The following is an 18374-nucleotide window of genomic DNA, read 5'->3' on the forward strand; positions in this document are numbered from 1 at the left end:
GTGCATGTGGCCTGACCCCGTGTTTCGGTCCACGCCGTTTGGGAGTCGTCACGGGTTTCGATGCGTGCAGTCCCGAGCATAGGCCGCCGGGGTCCGGTAGCCGAGCGCGGAGTGGCGACGGCCATGGTTGTAGTCCCTTTTCCAGTCGCCGATCACGACCCGGGCATGGTGCAGGCTGTAGAAACTGTTCAGGTTCAAACACTCGTCGCGAATGCGGGAGTTGAACGATTCCACGTAGCCGTTGCGCCACGGCTGGCCCGGCGGAATGTAGGAGATCCCCACCGAGTCGTTCGCCCAGTCGGCGAGGGTTTGGGAGACGAACTCGGGCCCGTTGTCGCACCGCAACACAGTCGGCAGGCCACGGTGGGCGACGATGCGCTCCAGTTCGTCCACGAGCCGGTCGGCGGTGATCGAGCGCTCCACGAGCCCGCCGACGCATTCGCGGGTGTGCTCATCGATGATCGAGGCGATCTTCAGGTTGCGACCGTTCTCGGTGGCATCGAACTGGAAATCCACCGCCCACACCGTGTTAGGCGCGTCAGCCGGGATAGGTTCAGCGGTGGAGGCGCCGACGCGTTTGCGGCGACGACGCACGATCACCCGCAGGCCTTCCTCACGCCAGAGCCGTTGGATCTTCTTGACGTTCACCACCCAGCCCTCACCGACGGCGTCGGCGTGGGCGTTGCGGTAGCCGCGCCGAGGATGAGTCTTCGCCCACGCTCGCAGCCACGTCCGCAATGCAGCGTCTGGGTCGGCGCAGGTCTCCGAGACCAAGGGTCGGCGCCAGGCCGATCTGCTCAGCCCGACCAGACGACACGCCATCCGCTCACTGATGTCGAACACGCTCAGCAAGTGACGGATCGCGGCGCGGCGTCTGCCCGGGCCTAAAAGTTTCCCTCTGCCAGCTCCTTCAACGCCGCCTTCTCCAGCTCCGCCTCAGCCAGCAGTCGCTTCAAGGTCGCGTTCTGTTTCTCGAGCTCTTTGAGCCGTTTCGCGTCTTCTGCTTTCAGGCCGCCGTATTGGTTGCGCCACCGGTAGTAGGTCTGCTCCGACACGCCGAGCTCCCGGCAGGCAGCTGCAACGTCGCCGCCATCGGCCAGGACACGGTCAGCGATGCCGAGCTTGCGAACGATCTGTTCCGGCGTGTGCCGGCGCCTTCTCGTGGTCATGATGAATCCAGTCTTCCTCCCCGACGAGCGGGGCAACAAGACGACTCTCATAACGAACGGACCGAAAATCTGGGGTCAGGCCACATGAGCGATTGCCGGTTGTGGCTTTATGTGCCGGTTCTTCAGCGTTGTAGTCGCGAGCGTGTTGCACTCTGACAGATCCGCACGCGTCCGAGGGCGCGGCGGATCAGGAGCGAGAAGCCTTTGGCCGACTCTCCCGCAGCTGGTGTGAGGAATTCCACTGAGTCGACCGAGTACGTGTGCTGAGACACCGTTGTCACCCCAAAAACCGCAGAGACCGAGACTACGACCACGATGAGCCGCGCGTTCTTCTCTGACATGACTGACTCGAGCCGGTGCGGACGCAAGGGTGGAACGTTTCGAGTGAGGTGTCGCTTCCACTGCACCTCACTCAAGAAAAGTTGAGGCGCCGCTGCCCGGCGAGTGGCGTCTTTCGAGCGCTTGACATCCAACCATGTGTCGCGCGAGAGCGGAACCGGGACGCTCGTCTGGCGACCCTCGGGGCCCATAAGGAGATGCGCGCTCACCCGCATCTCCGTTAGCCTCAGATACCTGTTGCGGGGGCGAACGTGGATGCCGTATCGCATGCTGCCGCTAGGGTTCTCGGAAGCGAAGACGTGGTCGGCGAACTCAATGTTCGGTCGAGCGATGATGTAGACGACGAGAATGCCCAGCAGTGTCGCGACAACGCCGATTCCCAGATCAGCGAGCTTGTCCGCGGCAACTATGACGCTCGCGGGGAGACCCCAGTCAGTCGCGGGCAATGATCAGTCGATCAACTCAGCGCTGCGTCCATGATGTCGGCGTGCTCCTGCGCGCTGCGCTTGCTCGAGCCCGTCGCGGGTGACGCGGAAGCGTGCCGCGAGACGACGCGCACCGACTTCATGCCGCGCTTGGCGAGCTCGATCGTGAAGAACGGCCAGGCGCCCTGGTTCTCGGGCTCGTCCTGCACCCACACGAGCTCGGCGTTCGAGTAGCGCTCGATGACCGCGCGCAGGGCCTCTTCGGGCAGCGGGTAGAACTGCTCGAGCCGCACGAGGGCGACGCCCTTCGTGCCGCGCTTCTCGATCTCGCCCTTGAGGTCGTAGTGGATCTTGCCCGCGTGCAGCAGCACGCGCCGCACCGAGCCGGGGTCGCTGATCGTCGCATCGTCGATCACGGGCTCGAAGCGACCGGAGGTGAAGTCGGAGACCTCGCTCGTCGCGCCACGCAGGCGCAGCATCGCCTTCGGCGTGAACACGATGAGCGGGCGGCGCGGGCGCGCGTAGGCCTGGCGGCGCAGCAGGTGGAAGTACGAGGCCGGCGTGGACGGCCGGGCGATGACCATGTTGTTCTCGGCGGCGAGCTGCAGGAACCGCTCGATGCGTGCCGAGGAGTGGTCGGGCCCCTGGCCCTCGTAGCCGTGCGGCAGGAGGAGCACGACGCTCGAGCGCTGTGCCCACTTCTGCTCGGCGGAGGAGATGAACTCGTCGATGATGGTCTGCGCACCGTTGGCGAAGTCGCCGAACTGCGCCTCCCACAGCACGAGCGCGTCGGGGCGCTCGACGGAGTAGCCGTACTCGAAGCCCATCGCGGCGTATTCGCTCAGGAGCGAGTCGTAGATCCAGAACTTCGCCTGGTTCTCGCTGAGGTTGGCGAGCGGCAGCCACTCCTGCCCGTTGGCCCGGTCGTGCAGGACGGCGTGGCGCTGCACGAAAGTGCCGCGTCGGGCGTCCTGGCCCGAGAGCCGCACGGGCGTGCCCTCCATGAGCACCGACCCGAGGGCGAGCAGCTCGCCGAAGCCCCAGTCGATGCCGCCGTTGCGGCTCATGTCGACGCGCTTCTTGAGCATGGCCTGCAGCTTGGAGTGCACGGTGAAGCCCGCGGGCGGGTTGTCGTGCGCGTCGCCGATGTGGGCGATGACCGCGGCATCGACCCCGGTGGACTCGGGCTCGCCGGCAGGCGAGCCCGCATCCTCACGCCCCGCGGTGCCGCCCACGACGGGAATGGTGCCCGTCTGCGCGGCGTGCGTCTCGGCGAAGGCGACCTCGAGGCGCTCCTGGAAGTCTTTGTGCGCGTTCTCGAACTCTTCCTCGGTGATGTCGCCGCGACCGACGAGGGCCTCCGTGTAGAGGGTGCGCACGCTGCGCTTGGCCTCGATGAGGTTGTACATGAGCGGCTGCGTCATCGACGGGTCGTCGCCCTCGTTGTGGCCGCGACGGCGGTAGCACACGAGGTCGATGACGATGTCGCGCTTGAACTCCTGCCGGTAGGCGAAGGCGAGAGCCGCGACACGCACGACGGCCTCCGGGTCGTCGCCGTTGACGTGCAGGATCGGGGCCTGGATGGTCTTCGCGACGTCGGTCGAGTAGATCGAGGAGCGGCCTTCGCCGGGGGGCGTCGTGAAGCCCACCTGGTTGTTGACGACGACGTGGATCGTGCCGCCCGTGCGGTAGCCGCGCAGCTGGCTGAGCTGCAGGGTCTCGAGCACGACGCCCTGGCCGGCCATGGCCGCGTCGCCGTGGATGAGCACGGGGAGGGTGCTGAAGGCGCCGTCGCCCTTGCGGTCCTGCTTGGCCCGCACGATGCCCTCGAGCACGCCGTCGACGGCTTCGAGGTGGGAGGGGTTCGCGGCGAGGGAGACCTCGATCTGCTGGCCGCTCGCCGAGGTGAAGACGCCCTCGGTGCCGAGGTGGTACTTGACGTCGCCGGAGCCCTGCACCGACTTCGGGTCCTGCGTGCCCTCGAACTCGCGGAAGATCTGACCGTAGGTCTTGCCCGCGATGTTGGCGAGAACGTTGAGACGGCCGCGGTGGGCCATGCCGATCGCGACCTCGTCGAGGCCCTGCTCGGCTGCCCCCTGGAGGATCTCGTCGAGGAGCGGGATGACGCTCTCGCCACCCTCGAGGCTGAACCGCTTCTGGCCGACGAACTTCGTCTGCAGGAACGTCTCGAAGGCCTCGGCCTGGTTGAGCTTGCCGAGGATGCGCATCTGCTCGTCGTGCGTCGGCTTCTCGTAGGGCTTCTCGAGGTGCGACTGGAACCAGCGGCGCTGCTGCGGCTCCTGGATGTGCATGTACTCGACGCCCACGGTGCGGCAGTAGGTGTCGCGCAGCACGCCGAGAATCTCGCGAAGGAGCGCGTTGCGGCGGCCGCCGAAGCCGCCCGCGACGAATTCGCGGTCGAGATCCCAGAAGGTGAGCCCGTGGCTCACGATGTCGAGGTCGGGGTGCGAGCGCTGGCGGTACTCGAGCGGGTCGACGTCGGCCATCATGTGGCCGCGCACGCGGTACGAGTTGATGAGCTCCTGCACGCGCGCCGTCTTGTTGACGTCGTCGGCGAGGTCGACATGGATGTCCTGGGCCCAGTGGATTGGGTCGTAGGGGATTCTCAGGTCGGCGAAGATGCCCTCGTAGAAGTGGCGGTCGCCGATGAGCAGCTCGTGCACCTTCTTGAGGAACTCGCCGCTGCCCGCGCCCTGGATCACGCGGTGGTCGTACGTGCTCGTGAGCGTGATGGTCTTGCCGACGCCGAGCTCGGCGAGGGTCGCGGCCGACATGCCTTGGAACTCGGCCGGATACTCGAGCGCTCCCGCGCCGATGATGGCGCCCTGACCGCGCATGAGTCGCGGCACAGAGTGCACCGTGCCGATGCCGCCCGGGTTGGTGAGGGAAATCGTGTTGCCCTGGAAGTCGTCGGCGGCGAGCTTGTTGTCTCGGGCCCGCTTGACGACGTCCTCATAGGCGGTGAGGAACTCGTGGAAGGAGAGCGATTCGCACTTCTTGATGCCGGGCACCATGAGGGCGCGCGTGCCGTCGGGCTTGGGCAGGTCGATCGCGATGCCGAGGTTGAGGTGCCCGGGGGTCACGACGACGGGCTTGCCGTCGACCTCGTCGTAGTAGACGTTCTGGCTCGGGAATTCCTTGAGCGCCTGGATCATGGCCCACGCGATGAGGTGGGTGAACGACACCTTGCCGCCGCGTGCGCGCTTGAGGTGGTTGTTGATGACGATGCGGTTGTCGATGAGGAGCTTCGCGGGGATGGTGCGCACGCTCGTCGCGGTCGGAACCGTGAGGCTCGCATCCATGTTGGTCGCGAGGGCCTTCGCCATGCCCTTGAGCGGCGTCACGGTGTCTTCCGTGGGCGCCTCCTGGTCCTCCGCGGCGACGGGGACCGACGCCGTCGAGGGCGCCTGGGCGGGGATCGGCTGCGGCTGCGGGGCGATCGAGGTGGTGCGCGCGACCGGCTGGCTGCCCGTGATGGGCACGGAGGCCGCGGGCACGGAGGCGGGTGCCGCGGTGGGGGTCGAGGCGGGCACCGGCACGTCGGGGATCGTCACCGTCGTGGTCGGCGCCGGCTGCGAGTCAGTGCTCGCCGACTGGTGGTAGCGCTCCAGAATGGGCCACCAGGATGGGTCTACTGCGTTCTTGTCGTCCTTGTACTGCTCGTACAGCTCGTCCACGAGCCATTCGTTGGCACCGAACTCGCCCGAGGCTGTGCCGTCGGAGCTCGATCCGGTCACTTGGCTTGACACGGCCGACCGCCCACTTTCGCTTCGCTAGATTTTGTCGCTGTGCGGTTCACCCGCTGAACCGCCGTGGCCACTAGCTTAACCGCTCGCCGGGGGCGTCCGAGCCGCGCAGGCCGTGCCGCTAGCGTTAATATGTGCGATTTCTTACCGAGCGTCCTTCCCACGACCTGACCTACTCCGACGTGTTCCTCGTGCCGCAGCGTTCGAGCGTCGGCAGCAGGCTCTCCGTCGATCTGACGGTCGAGGATGCGTGCGGCTTGCGCATGCCGCTCGTCGCCGCCAACATGACCTCGGTCACGGGGCCTCGGCTCGCGGCCGCGATGGCGCGACGCGGCGGTGTCGGCGTGCTGCCGCAGGACCTCGCCCTGCAGGATCTCGATGCGGCGATTCAGCACGTGAAGGGCGCCCCGACGCTGTACGACCCTCTCGTGCGCGTCCCCGCTGACGCTACGGTCGGTCAGGCACTCGCACGCGCTTACGACTCCCCGGGAGCCGTCGTGACGATTCTCGACGCCGAGGATCGTCCGGCTCGGTGCCTCCCGGTGTCGGCACTGCGTCACTGGTTGCCCGATGCGCGGATCACCGACGTCGTGGCCGATGAAATTCCCGCGATCGACGATGAGGATGTCACCGACTCCCGCGCCGCGTTCGCCCTCATCGAGGCCGCGGGCGTCGAGGCGGTCGCGGTGCGGCACCACGGCGAGATCATCGCGACGCTCAGTGCCCGCAGCGCCGTGCGGTCCACGATCTACCCTCCTGCTCTGGATGCTCACGGCAGGCTGCGCGTCGCCGCCGCGGTCGGCGTCACGCGTGATCCTGCCGAGCGGGCCACGGCCCTCGTCGAGGCGGGTGTTGACGTGCTCGTGCTCGATACGGCGCACGGGCACCAGGAGCAGATGGTGCTGGCCATTCGCGAGGTGAGCGCGCGCAACCTGGGCGTGCCGATCGTCGCGGGCAATGTCGTCACCGCGGAGGCGGCCGTCGAGCTCGCGCAGGCGGGGGCAGACGTCCTGAAGGTCGGCGTGGGGCCGGGGGCGATGTGCACGACGCGCATGATGACCGCGGTCGGGCGCCCGCAGTTCTCGGCGGTGCTCGAGACGGCAGAGGCGGCTCGTGAGCACGGCGCATGGGTGTGGGCCGACGGGGGAGTGCGGTACCCGCGCGACGTGGCCCTGGCGCTCGCGGCGGGCGCCTCGGCCGTCATGATCGGCTCGTGGTTCGCGGGCACGCTCGAGTCGCCCGGCGACATCGAGCTCGACGACACGGGGCGGGCGTTCAAGAGCAGTTGGGGTATGGCTTCGACGAAAGCGGTCGAGCAGCGGTTCCGGCGCCTGGACGCCTTCGAGCGCGCCCGCAAGACTCTCTTCGCGGAGGGCATCTCCAGCTCGCGCATCTACCTCGACCCCGAGCGCCCCTCCCTCGACGACCTGCTCGACATGATCACGTCGGGCCTGCGCAGCTCGATGACGTATGCGGGCGCTTCGACCCTCGAGCAGTTCCGAGACCGCGCCGTCGTGGGCACGCAGTCGGCTGCGGGGTACGACGAGGGCAAGGCCCTGCCGGTCTCCTGGTAGCCGAATTCGCACGCAGGCGAATTCGCACGCAGGCGAACTCGCAGGGGGCGAGCCCGTACGGGGCCCTATACTGGCGCGATAATGGAACCCCCGTCAGCCCCTGCGGAGCCTCCTCATAGTCCGCACTCTCTGATTTCTGCCCGATGCGCGATGGGCCCCGCCCGTGGGCGCTGAGGTCTTTGGCGCGGCCCTCGCCGGCGGCGCCCTTCCAGGGGGCGAGTGGCTTCTCCTCGGATTCGGTGTGCTGCTGACGATCGGCACCGGTCTCTTCGTGGCGAGCGAGTTCGCGCTCGTCAACCTCGACCGCTCCGAGCTTGAGGCACGTCAAGCGCGGGGTGAGAAGCGGCTCGGGCCGACGATCTCGGCGCTCAAGATCACCTCGACGCACCTCTCGAGCGCGCAGTTGGGCATCACGCTCACGACGCTCCTCACGGGTTACACGATGGAGCCCGCGATCTCGAGCTTGCTCGCCGGGCCGCTGACGGCGCTGGGCTTGCCCGAGGCCGCCGTGCGGCCCGTCGGCTCCGTCACCGCGATCGTCGCCGCGACGCTCCTGTCGATGATCGTCGGAGAGCTCGTGCCGAAGAATTTCGCACTCTCGCTGCCCCGGCAGACTGCGAAGCTTGTCATCCCGTTCCAGTGGGCGTTCACCACCGTCTTCCGGCCCGCGATCGTCTTCCTCAACAACTCGGCGAACACGCTTCTGCGGGCGATGGGCGTCGACCCGAAGGAGGAGCTGAGCGGTGCGCGCACGGCCGAGGAGCTCGCCTCGCTCGTGCGCCGCTCGGCGAGCCAGGGCAGTCTGGAGGCCGACACGGCCACGCTGCTCTCGCGCACTCTCGCGTTCTCGCAGCACTCCGCGCAAGACGTCATGACGCCCCGCCCCCGCGTCGCGGCGGTCGAGCGCGGAGACTCCGCGCAGGACGTCATCGATCTCGCACGGCGCACGGGGCACTCGCGGTTCCCCGTCGTCGACGACTCCATCGACGACATCGTGGGTATCGTGCACGTCAAGCAGGCGGTCGCCGTGCCGCGGGAGCGGCGCGCGGATGTTCCCGCGAGCGCTCTGCAGTCGGATGCTCTGCGCGTGCCCGAGACCATGAAGCTCGACACCCTGCTGGGTGAGCTGCGCGCCCAGGGCTACCAGATGGCGATCGTCGTCGACGAGTACGGCGGCACCGCGGGCGTCGCGACGCTCGAAGACCTCGTCGAGGAGCTCGTGGGCGAGGTGAGCGACGAGCACGATCGCGCGATCGTCGATGTCGTGCGCTCGCGCGACTGGCTGACCTTCCCCGGCATCCTCCGGCCTGACGAGCTGCGCGACCGCGCCGGCGTCACGGTGCCCGACGACGGGCCGTGGGAGACCGTGGGTGGCTACCTCATGGCCGAACTGGGGCGCCTGCCCCGTGTGGCTGACACGATCGAGATCCCCGAGGGGACCTTCCGCATCGAGCGGCTCGACGGGCGGCGCATCGACCGCGTGCGCTTCACGCCGCGAGCCCGCGACGAGGTCGAGACCGTCGAGGCGGGTGAGCTGCGATGAGCGAATCTGACTGGTGGGGCATCGCGTGGCTCGTGATCCTGCTCGCGGGCAACGCCTTCTTCGTCGGCGCCGAGTTCGCCGTCATCTCGGCGAAGCGCTCCCAGATCGAGCCGCGCGCCGAGAAGGGCTCCCGGGCTGCGAAGACGGCCCTATGGGCCATGGAGCACGCGACGCTCATGCTCGCGACGAGCCAGCTGGGCATCACGGTGTGCTCGCTCCTCATCCTCAACGTCTCCGAGCCGGCCATCAAGCACCTCCTGGAGGTTCCGCTCGAGCTCACGGGGCTCGGCCCCGAGTGGATCGCGGGCATCGCCTTCACGATCGCGCTGCTCTTCGTCTCCTACCTGCACGTCGTGCTCGGTGAGATGGTGCCCAAGAACCTCTCCTTCTCGCTGCCGACGCGCGCGGTGCTCATCCTCGCGCCGCCGCTCGTAACCGTCGCGCGTATCTTCGCCCCCATCATCTGGAGTCTCAACGGCATCGCCAACGGCGTGCTGAGGCTGTTCGGGGTCGAGCCGAAGGATGAGGCCACGAGTGCGTTCACGCTCGAGGAGGTCGAGACGATCGTGCAGCAGTCCACGCGGGAGGGACTGCTCATGGATACCTCTGGTGCGCTCACGGCGGCGTTCGAGTTCACGACGAAGATCGTCGACGATGTCGCGCTGCCGCTCGACACGCTCGTGGCCCTGCCGGAGGACGCCTCGGCGATCGACCTGGAGCGCGCCGTTGCGCAGCGCGGCTTCAGCCGGTACCCGCTCGTCGACGAGCGCGGCGAGCCGACCGGCTACCTGCACCTCAAGGACGTCATCGATCTGCCCGAGGACGAGCAGGACGACCCGGTGCCGCCCAAGCGCATCCGTCGCCTCGTCTCGATCCTCGCGACCGCCGACCTGGAGGACGCTCTCGCGATCATGCGGCGCTCGGGTGCCCACCTTGCGCGCGCCGTCGACGCCGAAGGCCGCACGAGCGGCGTCCTCTTCCTCGAGGACATCATCGAGGAGCTCGTCGGCGAGGTGCAGGACGCCACGAGGCGTCGCTAGGGCGCGACGCAGCTAGGCCGGGTAGGGCCGCGCGCGCTCGTACTGCGGCGGCCAGGGAGCCACGGCGTCCTCGACGCCGAGCTGCTGAGCGAAGCGCAGCCCCGCGTGCGGGTCGCGCATCCACTCGCGCCCCATCATGACTGCGTCGGCCTGGCCGCTCGCGATGATGTGCTCGGCCTGCTCGGCGTCGGTGATGAGCCCGACGGCGTTGACGAGCACTCCGCCTGCGGTGCGCACGTGCTCGGCGAGGGGAACCTGGTAGCCGGGGCCCACGGGAATGCGGGCCCGCACGAGGCCGCCGCTCGAGATGTCGAACAGGTCGGCGCCCGCCTCGAGCGCCCACGCGGCGACCGTCGCGGTCTGCTGCTCGTCCCAGCCGCCCTCCGTCCAGTCGGTGCCCGAGAAGCGCACGAGCACGGGCAGGTCGGGGCCGACCTCGGCGCGCACCCCGCGCACGATGTCGAGCAGCAGCCGTGCACGGTTCTCGAGGCTGCCGCCCCACTGGTCGGCGCGCTCGTTGGAGAGGGGGGAGAGGAACTGGTGCAGGAGGTACCCGTGGGCGGCGTGCACCTCGACGAGGTCGAAGCCCGCGTCGACGGCGCGGCGGGCGGCCGCGATGAAGGCGAGCCGAACATCCTCGATGCCCTGCTCGTCGAGGGCGACGGGTGGCGCGTATCCCTCGAAGGCGATCGGCGAGGCCGAGACGGTCTGCCAGCCCCCCTGCTCGACCGGCATCGTGCCGCTGCCGGAGTGCCCCTCCGTGGTCTCGCCCCACTCGGGGTAGACGGAGGCCTTGCGCCCCGCGTGCGCGAGCTGCAGGCCAGCCGCGACGCCCTGCGAGTGCACGAACTGCACGATGCGGCGCCAGGCCTCGCGCTGGTCGTCGGACCAGATGCCCGTGTCGTGCGGGCTGATGCGACCCTCGGGCGTCACCGCCGTGGCCTCCGCCATGACGAGGCCCGCGCCGCCGCGTGCGAAGGAACCCAGGTGGGCGAGGTGCCAGTCGGTCGGCACGCCATCGGCCTCGGTGACGGAGTATTGGCAGAGCGGGGCTACCCAGAGTCGGTTGCGCATCGTGAGCGAGCGGAGGGTCATGGGGCTGAAGAGAGCGGAGGTCACACTCTCATCCAAGCGGACGGATGGCCGGTGCATTCCCGCGTGGCGCCCGCACGCGCTCGATAGGGTGGCCCGATGGAGCCGGAGGCGCAGGGCGCGACGAGCGACGACAGCGTCGAGTTCGGGTTGCGTGAGGCGGCCGATCATCTCGCCGTGCCGGGGCCGTCCGACGACAAGTACTCCCGCGGCGTGCTCGGCGTCGTGAGCGGTAGCGCCGTGTATCCCGGTGCCGCTGTGCTCACCGTCGAGGCGGCGCTGCGCACGGGAGTCGGCATGCTGCGCTACCTGGGCCCGTCCCGTGCCGCCGAGTTCGTGCTGCACCGACGGCCCGAGGTCGTCACCGCGCCCGGTCGCGTGCAGGCGTGGCTGCTCGGGTCGGGCATGCCGAGGCCCGACGAGGACGGCGGGGCAGACTCCGAGGTGACCGAGCACGTCGAGCGGGCGCTGAGCAGCGGACTGCCGCTCGTGCTCGACGCGGGAGCGCTCGCACGGGCGGAGGGCCGCGCCGGCCCCATGGTGCTGACGCCGCACGCGGGCGAGCTTGCGCGGCTGCTCGGGGTCGAGCGAGCGAGCGTCGAGGCCGATCCGGTGGCGAGTGCACGCAGGGCCGCGCAGCGCTACGCCGCGACGGTGCTGCTCAAGGGCTACCGCACGACGGTCGTGGGGCCGACGGGTGCGCCGTTGCACGTGGAGCAAGCGCCCGCGTGGCTGGCGACCGCGGGCGCAGGGGACGCTCTCGCGGGCATCCTCGGGGCGCTCGTCGCGACCCACTCCCGGGCCGTGCTTGACGACCCGAGCCTGCTCGGCCCGCTCGCGGCGACGGCCGCAGTGCTGCACGGTCGGGCGGGGCGAGCGGCCTCCGGTGGTGGCCCCTTCACGGTGCTCGATCTGTGCGGCCGGCTGGGCCCGGCGATCGCCGAACTGCTCGTGCTGCGGGCCTGAGCACCTGGCGGCGGCGGGGCTGAGCGCCTGAAGCCTGCAGGTCTGCGCGCACGAGCGCCGTCGCTCCGAGAGCGGCACTACGCTGGCGAGCATGCCGGCCACCGCACGATTCCTCGCGCTCGGGCGGCGCGCTCTCGTGCTGTGGGTGCTGTTCGCTCTCGTACATGCCTGGCTGGGCATCCTGAATCTGATCGGGCCCGGCCAGCCGTTCGGCGACGTCCTGCACGTCTACCCGTTCTGGGTGGAGCGGGGCCTTGTCGACGGCCAGTGGGTGGGCATCGACACCTCGTGGGTCTACCCGCTGCTCGCTCTCGTGCCGATGCTTGCCGCCTACGCGGCGGGGCCCGAGTGGTACGGCACGGTGTGGCTCGGCATGGTGACGGCCCTCCACGCCGCGGCATTCCTCGCCCTTCTGGGCGCTCGGGCGATCGTGCCCGCGTCGCGTGCCGCGATCGCCGCGGGTTGGATGCTCTTCCTCCTGCTCCTCGGGCCCATCGCGCTCGGCCGCATCGACGCCGTGACGGTCGCGCTCGCGATCGTGGCCGTCGTGCTGCTGCCCGACCACCCCCGATGGGCGGGCGCCCTGCTCGCGGTCGGCGCCTGGGTGAAGGTGTGGCCCGCGGCACTGCTCGTTGCAGCGCTCATCGCCGTGCGGAGACGGGTCTCGGTGCTCGTGGGGGCGGTCGCCGTGAGCCTCGTCGTGGTCGGGGTGGGGCTTGCCCTCGGTGCGGGGGCAGCGCTGTTCAGCGCGGTCACCGAGCAGAGTGCGCGCGGGCTGCAGGTCGAATCGCCTGTCGCGACGCCGTGGCTGTGGGCCGCTGTCGCGGGGCAGGGCGGTGCGCAGGTCGCGTACGATCCGGCGCTGCTGACCTTCCAGGTCCTTGGCGCCGGCACCGATCTCACCGCGGCGCTCACGACGCCTGCCCTTGCACTGGTCGTGATCGCGGTCGCGGTGCTCGGGTTGCTCGCGGTGCGACGCGGCGTGGCGGAGGCGAGGCTGTTGCCCGTGCTGGCCCTCGCCCTCGTCATGTCGCTCGTGCTCGTCAACAAGGTGGGGTCGCCGCAGCTCGCCTCGTGGGTCGTCGTGCCGGTCATCCTGGGTCTCCTGCTGCAGCGGCGTGGTGGCGAGTCGTTCGTCGTGCCCGCTGTCCTCGCACTGGCGATCGCGGCCTCGACCCAGGTCGTGTACCCCGTGCTCTACGAGCGGCTGCTCGCGCTCGACCCGGTGCTCGTGCTCGTGCTCACCGTGCGCAACCTGCTCTACCTGGCACTGTGGGCGTGGGCCGTCTCGCGCCTGACGGGCCTGCTACGCGACCCGCGCCGGTCGGGCGCGTACGATTCCCGCAAGCTCACGGAAGGAGCATCCTCATGATCGTCGCGTTCTCGGTCGCCCCCTCGGGTGGTACGTCGTCGGATTCTGTGCACGACGCCGTCGCGGCGGCCGTGCGCATCGTGCGCGACTCCGGCCTCCCCAACCGCACCTCCTCGATGTTCACCGAGATCGAGGGGGAGTGGGACGAGGTCATGGAGGTCGTCAAGCGCGCGACCCTCGCCGTGGCGGAGCACGGCACGCGGGTCTCGCTCGTGCTCAAGGCCGACTACCGGCCCGGGCACACCGGCGAGCTCGACGGCAAGATCGAGCGGCTCGAGGCGGCGCTCGACGCGCAGGGAGAGGGCTAGAGCCCGCTGCCTCGAGGCCGCGCTCGATTCGCAGCGGAACGGCGAGAACTCGCTGCCTACACCGGTCATTTCGTCGACTGAAGAGTGTCGGTGGTCGATGGTGTGATTGCCTCATGGACGCACCCGGGCTCTCGCTCACTGAGCACCCGCGCCCGTCGACGGTGCTCGACGATTCGCTCGCCGATCTTCTGCAGGCGGCCGCCACTCTGGAGAGTGTCATGGCGAGGGCGCAGGCGATGCGCGCCGAGGTGATCGACCGAGCGCGTCAACTCGCCGAGCTGACCGCCGACGCAGAGTCTGCTGAGCTGCAGCGTGCCGACTCGCCGTCGGCGCGTCGGCAGCTCGCGCACCGAGTGCTCGCGAGCGAGGTGGCGTGCGCGCTGCGCGTGCCTGAGCGCTCGGCCGAGCGGTTGATCGACGAGAGCGACAAGCTCGTACGTCACCTGAGCGCGACCCATCGTGCTCTGGCCGAGGGCTCGATCAGCTATCGGCACGCCCAGGTGATCATCGACGAGGCTCGGTCGTTGCCTGACGCGGCTCTCCCTGGCTTCGAATCCGCCGTGCTGCCGGTGGCCGCGCGACTCACCGCCGCCCGTCTTCGCCCCCGTGCGCGCATCGAACGCGAGCGCTGCCACCCCGAGAGCATCGAGCAGCGTGTGAAGGCGGGTGAGACGGAGCGGAACGTGAGTCTCGAGCCCGCGCACGACGGCATGGCCTGGTTGAGCGCCTTCTTGCCGGCAGCACGAGCGAGCGCCATCTACGAGCGACTCACGACGGTGGCGCTCGACGTCACGCGCACGGCGTCGGGCAGCGACGACGACTCGCGCACTCTCTCGCAGCTGCGCGCCGACGTGTTCACCGACCTCCTCGTCGACGGGGTTGTCGATGCGACGGGATGCGGCACGGGAATTCGCGCGACGGTGCACGTCACCGTGCCGGTCGAACGCCTGCTCGGCGCGGCGGCGACGAACACGTCGCCCGCGCCCACAACCTCAGCGCCCACAACCTCAGCGCCCGCAACCTCAGCGCCCGCAACCTCAGTGCCCATCACCGCCGCGTTCATCCCGCAAGCGGAGCTCGAGGGTTACGGCCCGCTCGACGACGACACGGCTCGAGAACTGGCTGCGCGTGCGCCCTCCTTCACTCGACTGCTCAGGCATCCAGAGTCGGGCGCGGTGCTCTCGGTCGGGCGTGATCGCTATGCGGTGCCCGCTGACCTGACGGCGGCCCTGCGCATTCGCGATCGCACGTGCAGGTTTCCGGGGTGCGGTCGATCAGCACGTCGCAGCGACATCGATCACACGATCGACTGGCAGTTCGGCGGCACCACGTCGATCGACAATCTGGCGCACCTGTGCCCGGCGCACCATCAGTTGAAGCATCGCAGTGCGTGGCAGGTGTCGCAGCAGGGCGGCGGCGTCCTGCGCTGGCGATCACCGAGCGGGTCCACCTACGTGACCCATCCCGAGGGCGGCCCGGCACCGCCGAGAGCGCGAGAAAGCACCGACACCAGTTGAGTGCGCGGTGCTGCGCCCTGGCCTGGTGCATGCCGTTCGCAGCTGGGGTGACGGCTAGAGCCCGCCGCCTCCGCCCGGGGCGTCGACGAGAATGCCGTCGTTGATCGCCTGCTTGCGCAAGCCCACCTTGGTGCCGACGTCGATGCCCGCGATGCGGTACTTCTCGCGGATGCGCTTGAGGTAGCTCTTCGCCGTCTCTTCCGAGATGCCGAGCTGGTACGCGACCGACTTGACCGGTTCCCCGGCGCCGTACAGGGCCATCACACGGCGTTCCTGCGCGCTCAGGCGCGGTGACCCGCCGACGTCGGCGGCGTTGAGCGCGAGGTCGAGCTCGGCGGAGATGAACGACTCGCCCGCATGCGCGGCGCGGATCGCCTCGACGATCATGCCCGCGTCCTCGCTCTTGACGAGGTAGCCGAGCGCACCGGCATTGAGGGCCTCGCGCACGACGTTGGGCTCGCTGTAGGTGCTCATGAGCACGACGCGCACGCCCGTCGACTTGAGGGTCTGAATCTTCAGCGAGACGGGGATGTTGTCTTTGAGGTCGAGGTCGAGCAGCACGACGTCGACGGGGAAGGCCGGGTGCGAGAGCAGGTCAGGCCATGTGGCGACCGCGGCGACCATGTCGATGTCGTCGGCTGCCTGGCGAATCCACTCGGTGAGTGCCCCGAGCAGCATGCGGTGGTCGTCGACCAGAGCCAGTCGAATGGGGGTGTCCGTCGCTGCCATCGGTTCCTCCTGCATAGCTCAGCTGGGTCGCGCTGCGTCGACCGGGTTCTCGACCGAGCAGTCCAGCTCGATGCGAAACCTGCCGTTCGCTGTGCTGTCACTGTATCGCCCGACCCGGTCGAGGGCCTCCCACACACCGGGGTCGACACGATTTCGCTTCACGCCCGCCACCGACAGCACGAGCGGGATGATCGTCTCCTGCTGCTCGGAGGCGCTATCCGGGTCGGGAGAGGAGAGCGGGCCGAGGGCCACATCGATGAGTCTCGGAGGCGCACCTGAGGCGGGGTCGGAGGCGAGCAGCCAGATCGCGGCGAGCAGGGCATCCCGCTGGGTGCTGTCGAGCAGTCCGGCGAGCGCGGCGGGGTCGCTCACGGTGACGCGGGGGCCGAGGTGCTCAGACTCGGTGACAGCGTGGAAGAGCCACGTCTCGCGTCGCCCTTCGATGAGGTGCAGCCGCAGCTCGGTGGCGAGCCCGGAGGCGCGTGCGGCGAGAGCCGGCGGCAGCGGCAGGGGGGCGGTGCCCGTCGCGACCGACTCGAGCAGCTCCTCGGCATCCTGGTCGAGTCGGGCGAGCTCTTCGGAGGCGAGCATGCCCACGGCGAGGCGCGGTGCGGTGACCGTCGACTGGACGAGCACGCGGTCGAGCTCGCGCTTGAGCATCCTCTCGAATCCGCTCACGAGCAGGACGCCCGTGAGGCCGGGGCCGACCGCGAGCGCGACGACGACCATCTGGGCGGGGAGCGTCGTGGGGGTGAGGGGCGTCGTGGTGAGGATCGCGACGATGAAGGCGACCGCGAGTGCGCCGGTGGCGAGCAGCACCTCCCACTGGGCGCGCAGCGTGACGATGATGAGCAGCACGAAGCCCGCCGAGATGGAGGCTGTCGCATAGGTGCCCACGTTCTGGAGCGGCGCAATCGCGACGAAGTCGAGCCAGACGACGGCGCCGAGTGCGGCGAGGAAGAAGAAGTAGAGCCAATCGGGCAGCCGCTCACCGGTCGCGGAGATCGTGATGGTGAGGCCGAGGAACGTGACCATGAGCAGCAGCCAGGCTCCGACGACCGGCAGCAGGGTCGGGTAGTCGCCGGCACGCGACATGAACAGGGCGATGCCGAGCATCGACTGCAGGGCGGCAATGATGGCGACGCCGATGCCGAGGAAGCCGGAGCCGAGCGCGGAGGCGTGCGTCGAGGTGGGGGAGCCGCGGCGGTTGGAGGAGCGCGCGCCAGCGGGGCGCACCGACCCGCCGAGAGTGGATTCTTCGGGCAGCTGGTGAGTGCTCATCGCGGCACCTCCAGAATCACGGTCGTGCCGGCGCCCGGGGTGGAGAACACGCGTGCGGAGCCGCCGACGTCGCGCAGGCGGGCGACGATCGACTCGGTGAAGCCGAGGCTGGAGGCGGCGATCTCTTCGGGCGAGAAGCCGACCCCGGCGTCGGTGATGACGGCGCGCAGGGAGTCGTCGGTCTGCGTAATGGTGACGTCGGCGTGCTCGACGCCGGCGTGACGGCGCACGTTCTCGAGCGACTCGGAGAGGGCGAGCAGGAAGGCGTCGAGCACGTCGCTCGGCAGCAGCACTTGGCCGGTGCCGTGCCAGCGCACATCGAGCCCCATGCGACCGAAGCGGTTCTTGACCGACTCGAGGGTCGTGCCGAGCGGCGTCTCGGCGACAGGTTCGAGGCTGTAGGAGCCCGAGAATCGCGGCATGGGGGTCGAGCCGAGCCGCAGCTGGCGCAGCAGCCGTGCGTCTTCCGCTGCCTGCTCGCGCATGGCCTCCTCGGTGACGCCGACGCCCGAGTGGGCGAGCAGGGTGAGGGTGGCGAGCACGGTGTCGTGCAGCAGTCGCGCGCTCTGCCGCCGCTGCGCTTCCGTCTCGCTCGCCTGCCGTTCGACGGTGTGCGCGCGGCCGATGCCGTCGATGCGGCGCAGTGCTCGCTCCACTCCCACGGTGACCCAGGTGCCGATGATGAGCATGATGACCCACGAGGCGAGCGTCGCGATGGCCGGGGTCGAGATGAGTCCGCCCGTTGGGCCCGCGGTTGCGACGAGCAGGCTGCTGCCGAGGGTTCCCGCGGCCCACACGAGCCAGCGCACCGTGCCCTCGCTGAGCACCATGCCGACGCCCGCGAGCCCCGCGGCGCCGAGCGGCGCGAGGGAGAGCGGGAGGGCGAGGGAGGAGCCCTGCCCCCAGGGCAGCTGCGCGAGGGCGAGCGCGCCGAAGCCGAGCAGGATCGTGAGTACGACCCAGCCGAGGTGAGAGCTGCGCCCCACCATGACGAGGGCGCCCGCCTGAGCGATGAGCAGAATGAGCACGCTCGGCAGCACGTCGGCGTCGACGACCCCCGGCAACGAGAGGCTCAACCCTGCGAGCAGCACGCCGCACAGCCCGAAGGCGCGTGCCGCGCGCTGCAGCAGCAGCTTGCGCTCGCGCTCGATCATCGCGGCGTCGCCCTGGTGACATACCTCATCGCGCTCAGTCTGGCACCAGCGTGGCCTGCGAACCGGGAGGCCGCACCGGGCAGGGCAGTGTCCGCGGA

12 protein-coding genes and 1 pseudogene are annotated in these 18374 nt (G+C 69.6%); 7 read left to right on the top strand and 6 right to left on the bottom strand.

Annotated features, from left to right (window positions below):
• Positions 1-23: 23 nt before the first annotated feature.
• Positions 24-1169: pseudogene (locus IE160_RS04230) on the bottom strand (IS3 family transposase); the annotation flags it as partial.
• A 796-nt stretch (positions 1170-1965) separates the two neighbouring features.
• On the bottom strand, positions 1966-5703 hold the full coding sequence (locus IE160_RS04235; protein WP_191151743.1) for a multifunctional oxoglutarate decarboxylase/oxoglutarate dehydrogenase thiamine pyrophosphate-binding subunit/dihydrolipoyllysine-residue succinyltransferase subunit: 3738 nt from the start codon (positions 5701-5703) through the stop codon (positions 1966-1968).
• A 131-nt stretch (positions 5704-5834) separates the two neighbouring features.
• Between IE160_RS04235 and guaB1 the strand changes: the two genes are divergently transcribed.
• From guaB1 to IE160_RS04250, 3 genes are all read left to right on the top strand, one after another.
• A complete protein-coding gene (guaB1, locus tag IE160_RS04240) occupies positions 5835-7274 on the top strand; it encodes a GMP reductase (RefSeq protein WP_191151744.1) in 1440 nt (479 codons plus the stop codon).
• A gap of 241 nt (positions 7275-7515) precedes the next feature.
• The gene (locus IE160_RS04245) at positions 7516-8817 is read left to right on the top strand and encodes a hemolysin family protein (protein ID WP_407941876.1); all 1302 of its coding nucleotides are present in this window, start codon (positions 7516-7518) and stop codon (positions 8815-8817) included.
• On the top strand, positions 8814-9857 hold the full coding sequence (locus IE160_RS04250; protein ID WP_179873478.1) for a hemolysin family protein: 1044 nt from the start codon (positions 8814-8816) through the stop codon (positions 9855-9857). The genes IE160_RS04245 and IE160_RS04250 overlap by 4 nt, the downstream gene beginning before the upstream one ends.
• A gap of 12 nt (positions 9858-9869) precedes the next feature.
• Here IE160_RS04250 and IE160_RS04255 read toward each other — a convergent pair whose 3' ends face one another.
• On the bottom strand, positions 9870-10952 hold the full coding sequence (locus IE160_RS04255) for an NADH:flavin oxidoreductase/NADH oxidase (protein ID WP_224744604.1): 1083 nt from the start codon (positions 10950-10952) through the stop codon (positions 9870-9872).
• 96 nt (positions 10953-11048) lie between these two features.
• On the opposite strand from IE160_RS04255, the gene IE160_RS04260 reads away from it, so the two are divergent.
• The 4 genes from IE160_RS04260 (at position 11049) to IE160_RS04275 (ending at position 15112) form a co-directional block, all read left to right on the top strand.
• Positions 11049-11915, top strand: coding sequence for an ADP-dependent NAD(P)H-hydrate dehydratase (locus IE160_RS04260; protein ID WP_191151746.1), 867 nt, complete (start codon positions 11049-11051; stop codon positions 11913-11915).
• Positions 11916-12006: 91 nt separating this feature from the next.
• Positions 12007-13287 carry a glycosyltransferase 87 family protein gene (locus IE160_RS04265; protein ID WP_191151747.1) on the top strand — a complete coding sequence of 427 codons (1281 nt, stop codon included), beginning with the start codon at positions 12007-12009 and terminating at the stop codon, positions 13285-13287.
• Complete coding sequence (locus tag IE160_RS04270) at positions 13284-13595, top strand: thiamine-binding protein (protein ID WP_191151748.1); 312 nt, start codon at positions 13284-13286, stop codon at positions 13593-13595. The genes IE160_RS04265 and IE160_RS04270 overlap by 4 nt, the downstream gene beginning before the upstream one ends.
• A 113-nt stretch (positions 13596-13708) precedes the next feature.
• Positions 13709-15112 (top strand): HNH endonuclease signature motif containing protein, encoded by a 1404-nt coding sequence (locus tag IE160_RS04275; protein ID WP_191151749.1) that lies wholly within the window; start codon positions 13709-13711, stop codon positions 15110-15112.
• 54 nt (positions 15113-15166) lie between these two features.
• Here IE160_RS04275 and IE160_RS04280 read toward each other — a convergent pair whose 3' ends face one another.
• The 3 genes from IE160_RS04280 to IE160_RS04290 are packed head-to-tail and all read right to left on the bottom strand — an operon-like array spanning position 15167 to position 18276.
• A complete protein-coding gene (locus IE160_RS04280; RefSeq protein ID WP_152581863.1) occupies positions 15167-15841 on the bottom strand; it encodes a response regulator in 675 nt (224 codons plus the stop codon).
• Between the two features lie 18 nt (positions 15842-15859).
• A complete protein-coding gene (locus IE160_RS04285) occupies positions 15860-17122 on the bottom strand; it encodes a hypothetical protein (protein ID WP_179873484.1) in 1263 nt (420 codons plus the stop codon).
• A complete protein-coding gene (locus tag IE160_RS04290; protein ID WP_179873485.1) occupies positions 17119-18276 on the bottom strand; it encodes a sensor histidine kinase in 1158 nt (385 codons plus the stop codon). The genes IE160_RS04285 and IE160_RS04290 overlap by 4 nt, the downstream gene beginning before the upstream one ends.
• Positions 18277-18374: the final 98 nt, after the last annotated feature.

The organism is Chryseoglobus sp. 28M-23, from assembly GCF_014789785.1.
Taxonomy (GTDB): Bacteria; Actinomycetota; Actinomycetes; order Actinomycetales; family Microbacteriaceae; genus Microcella; species Microcella indica.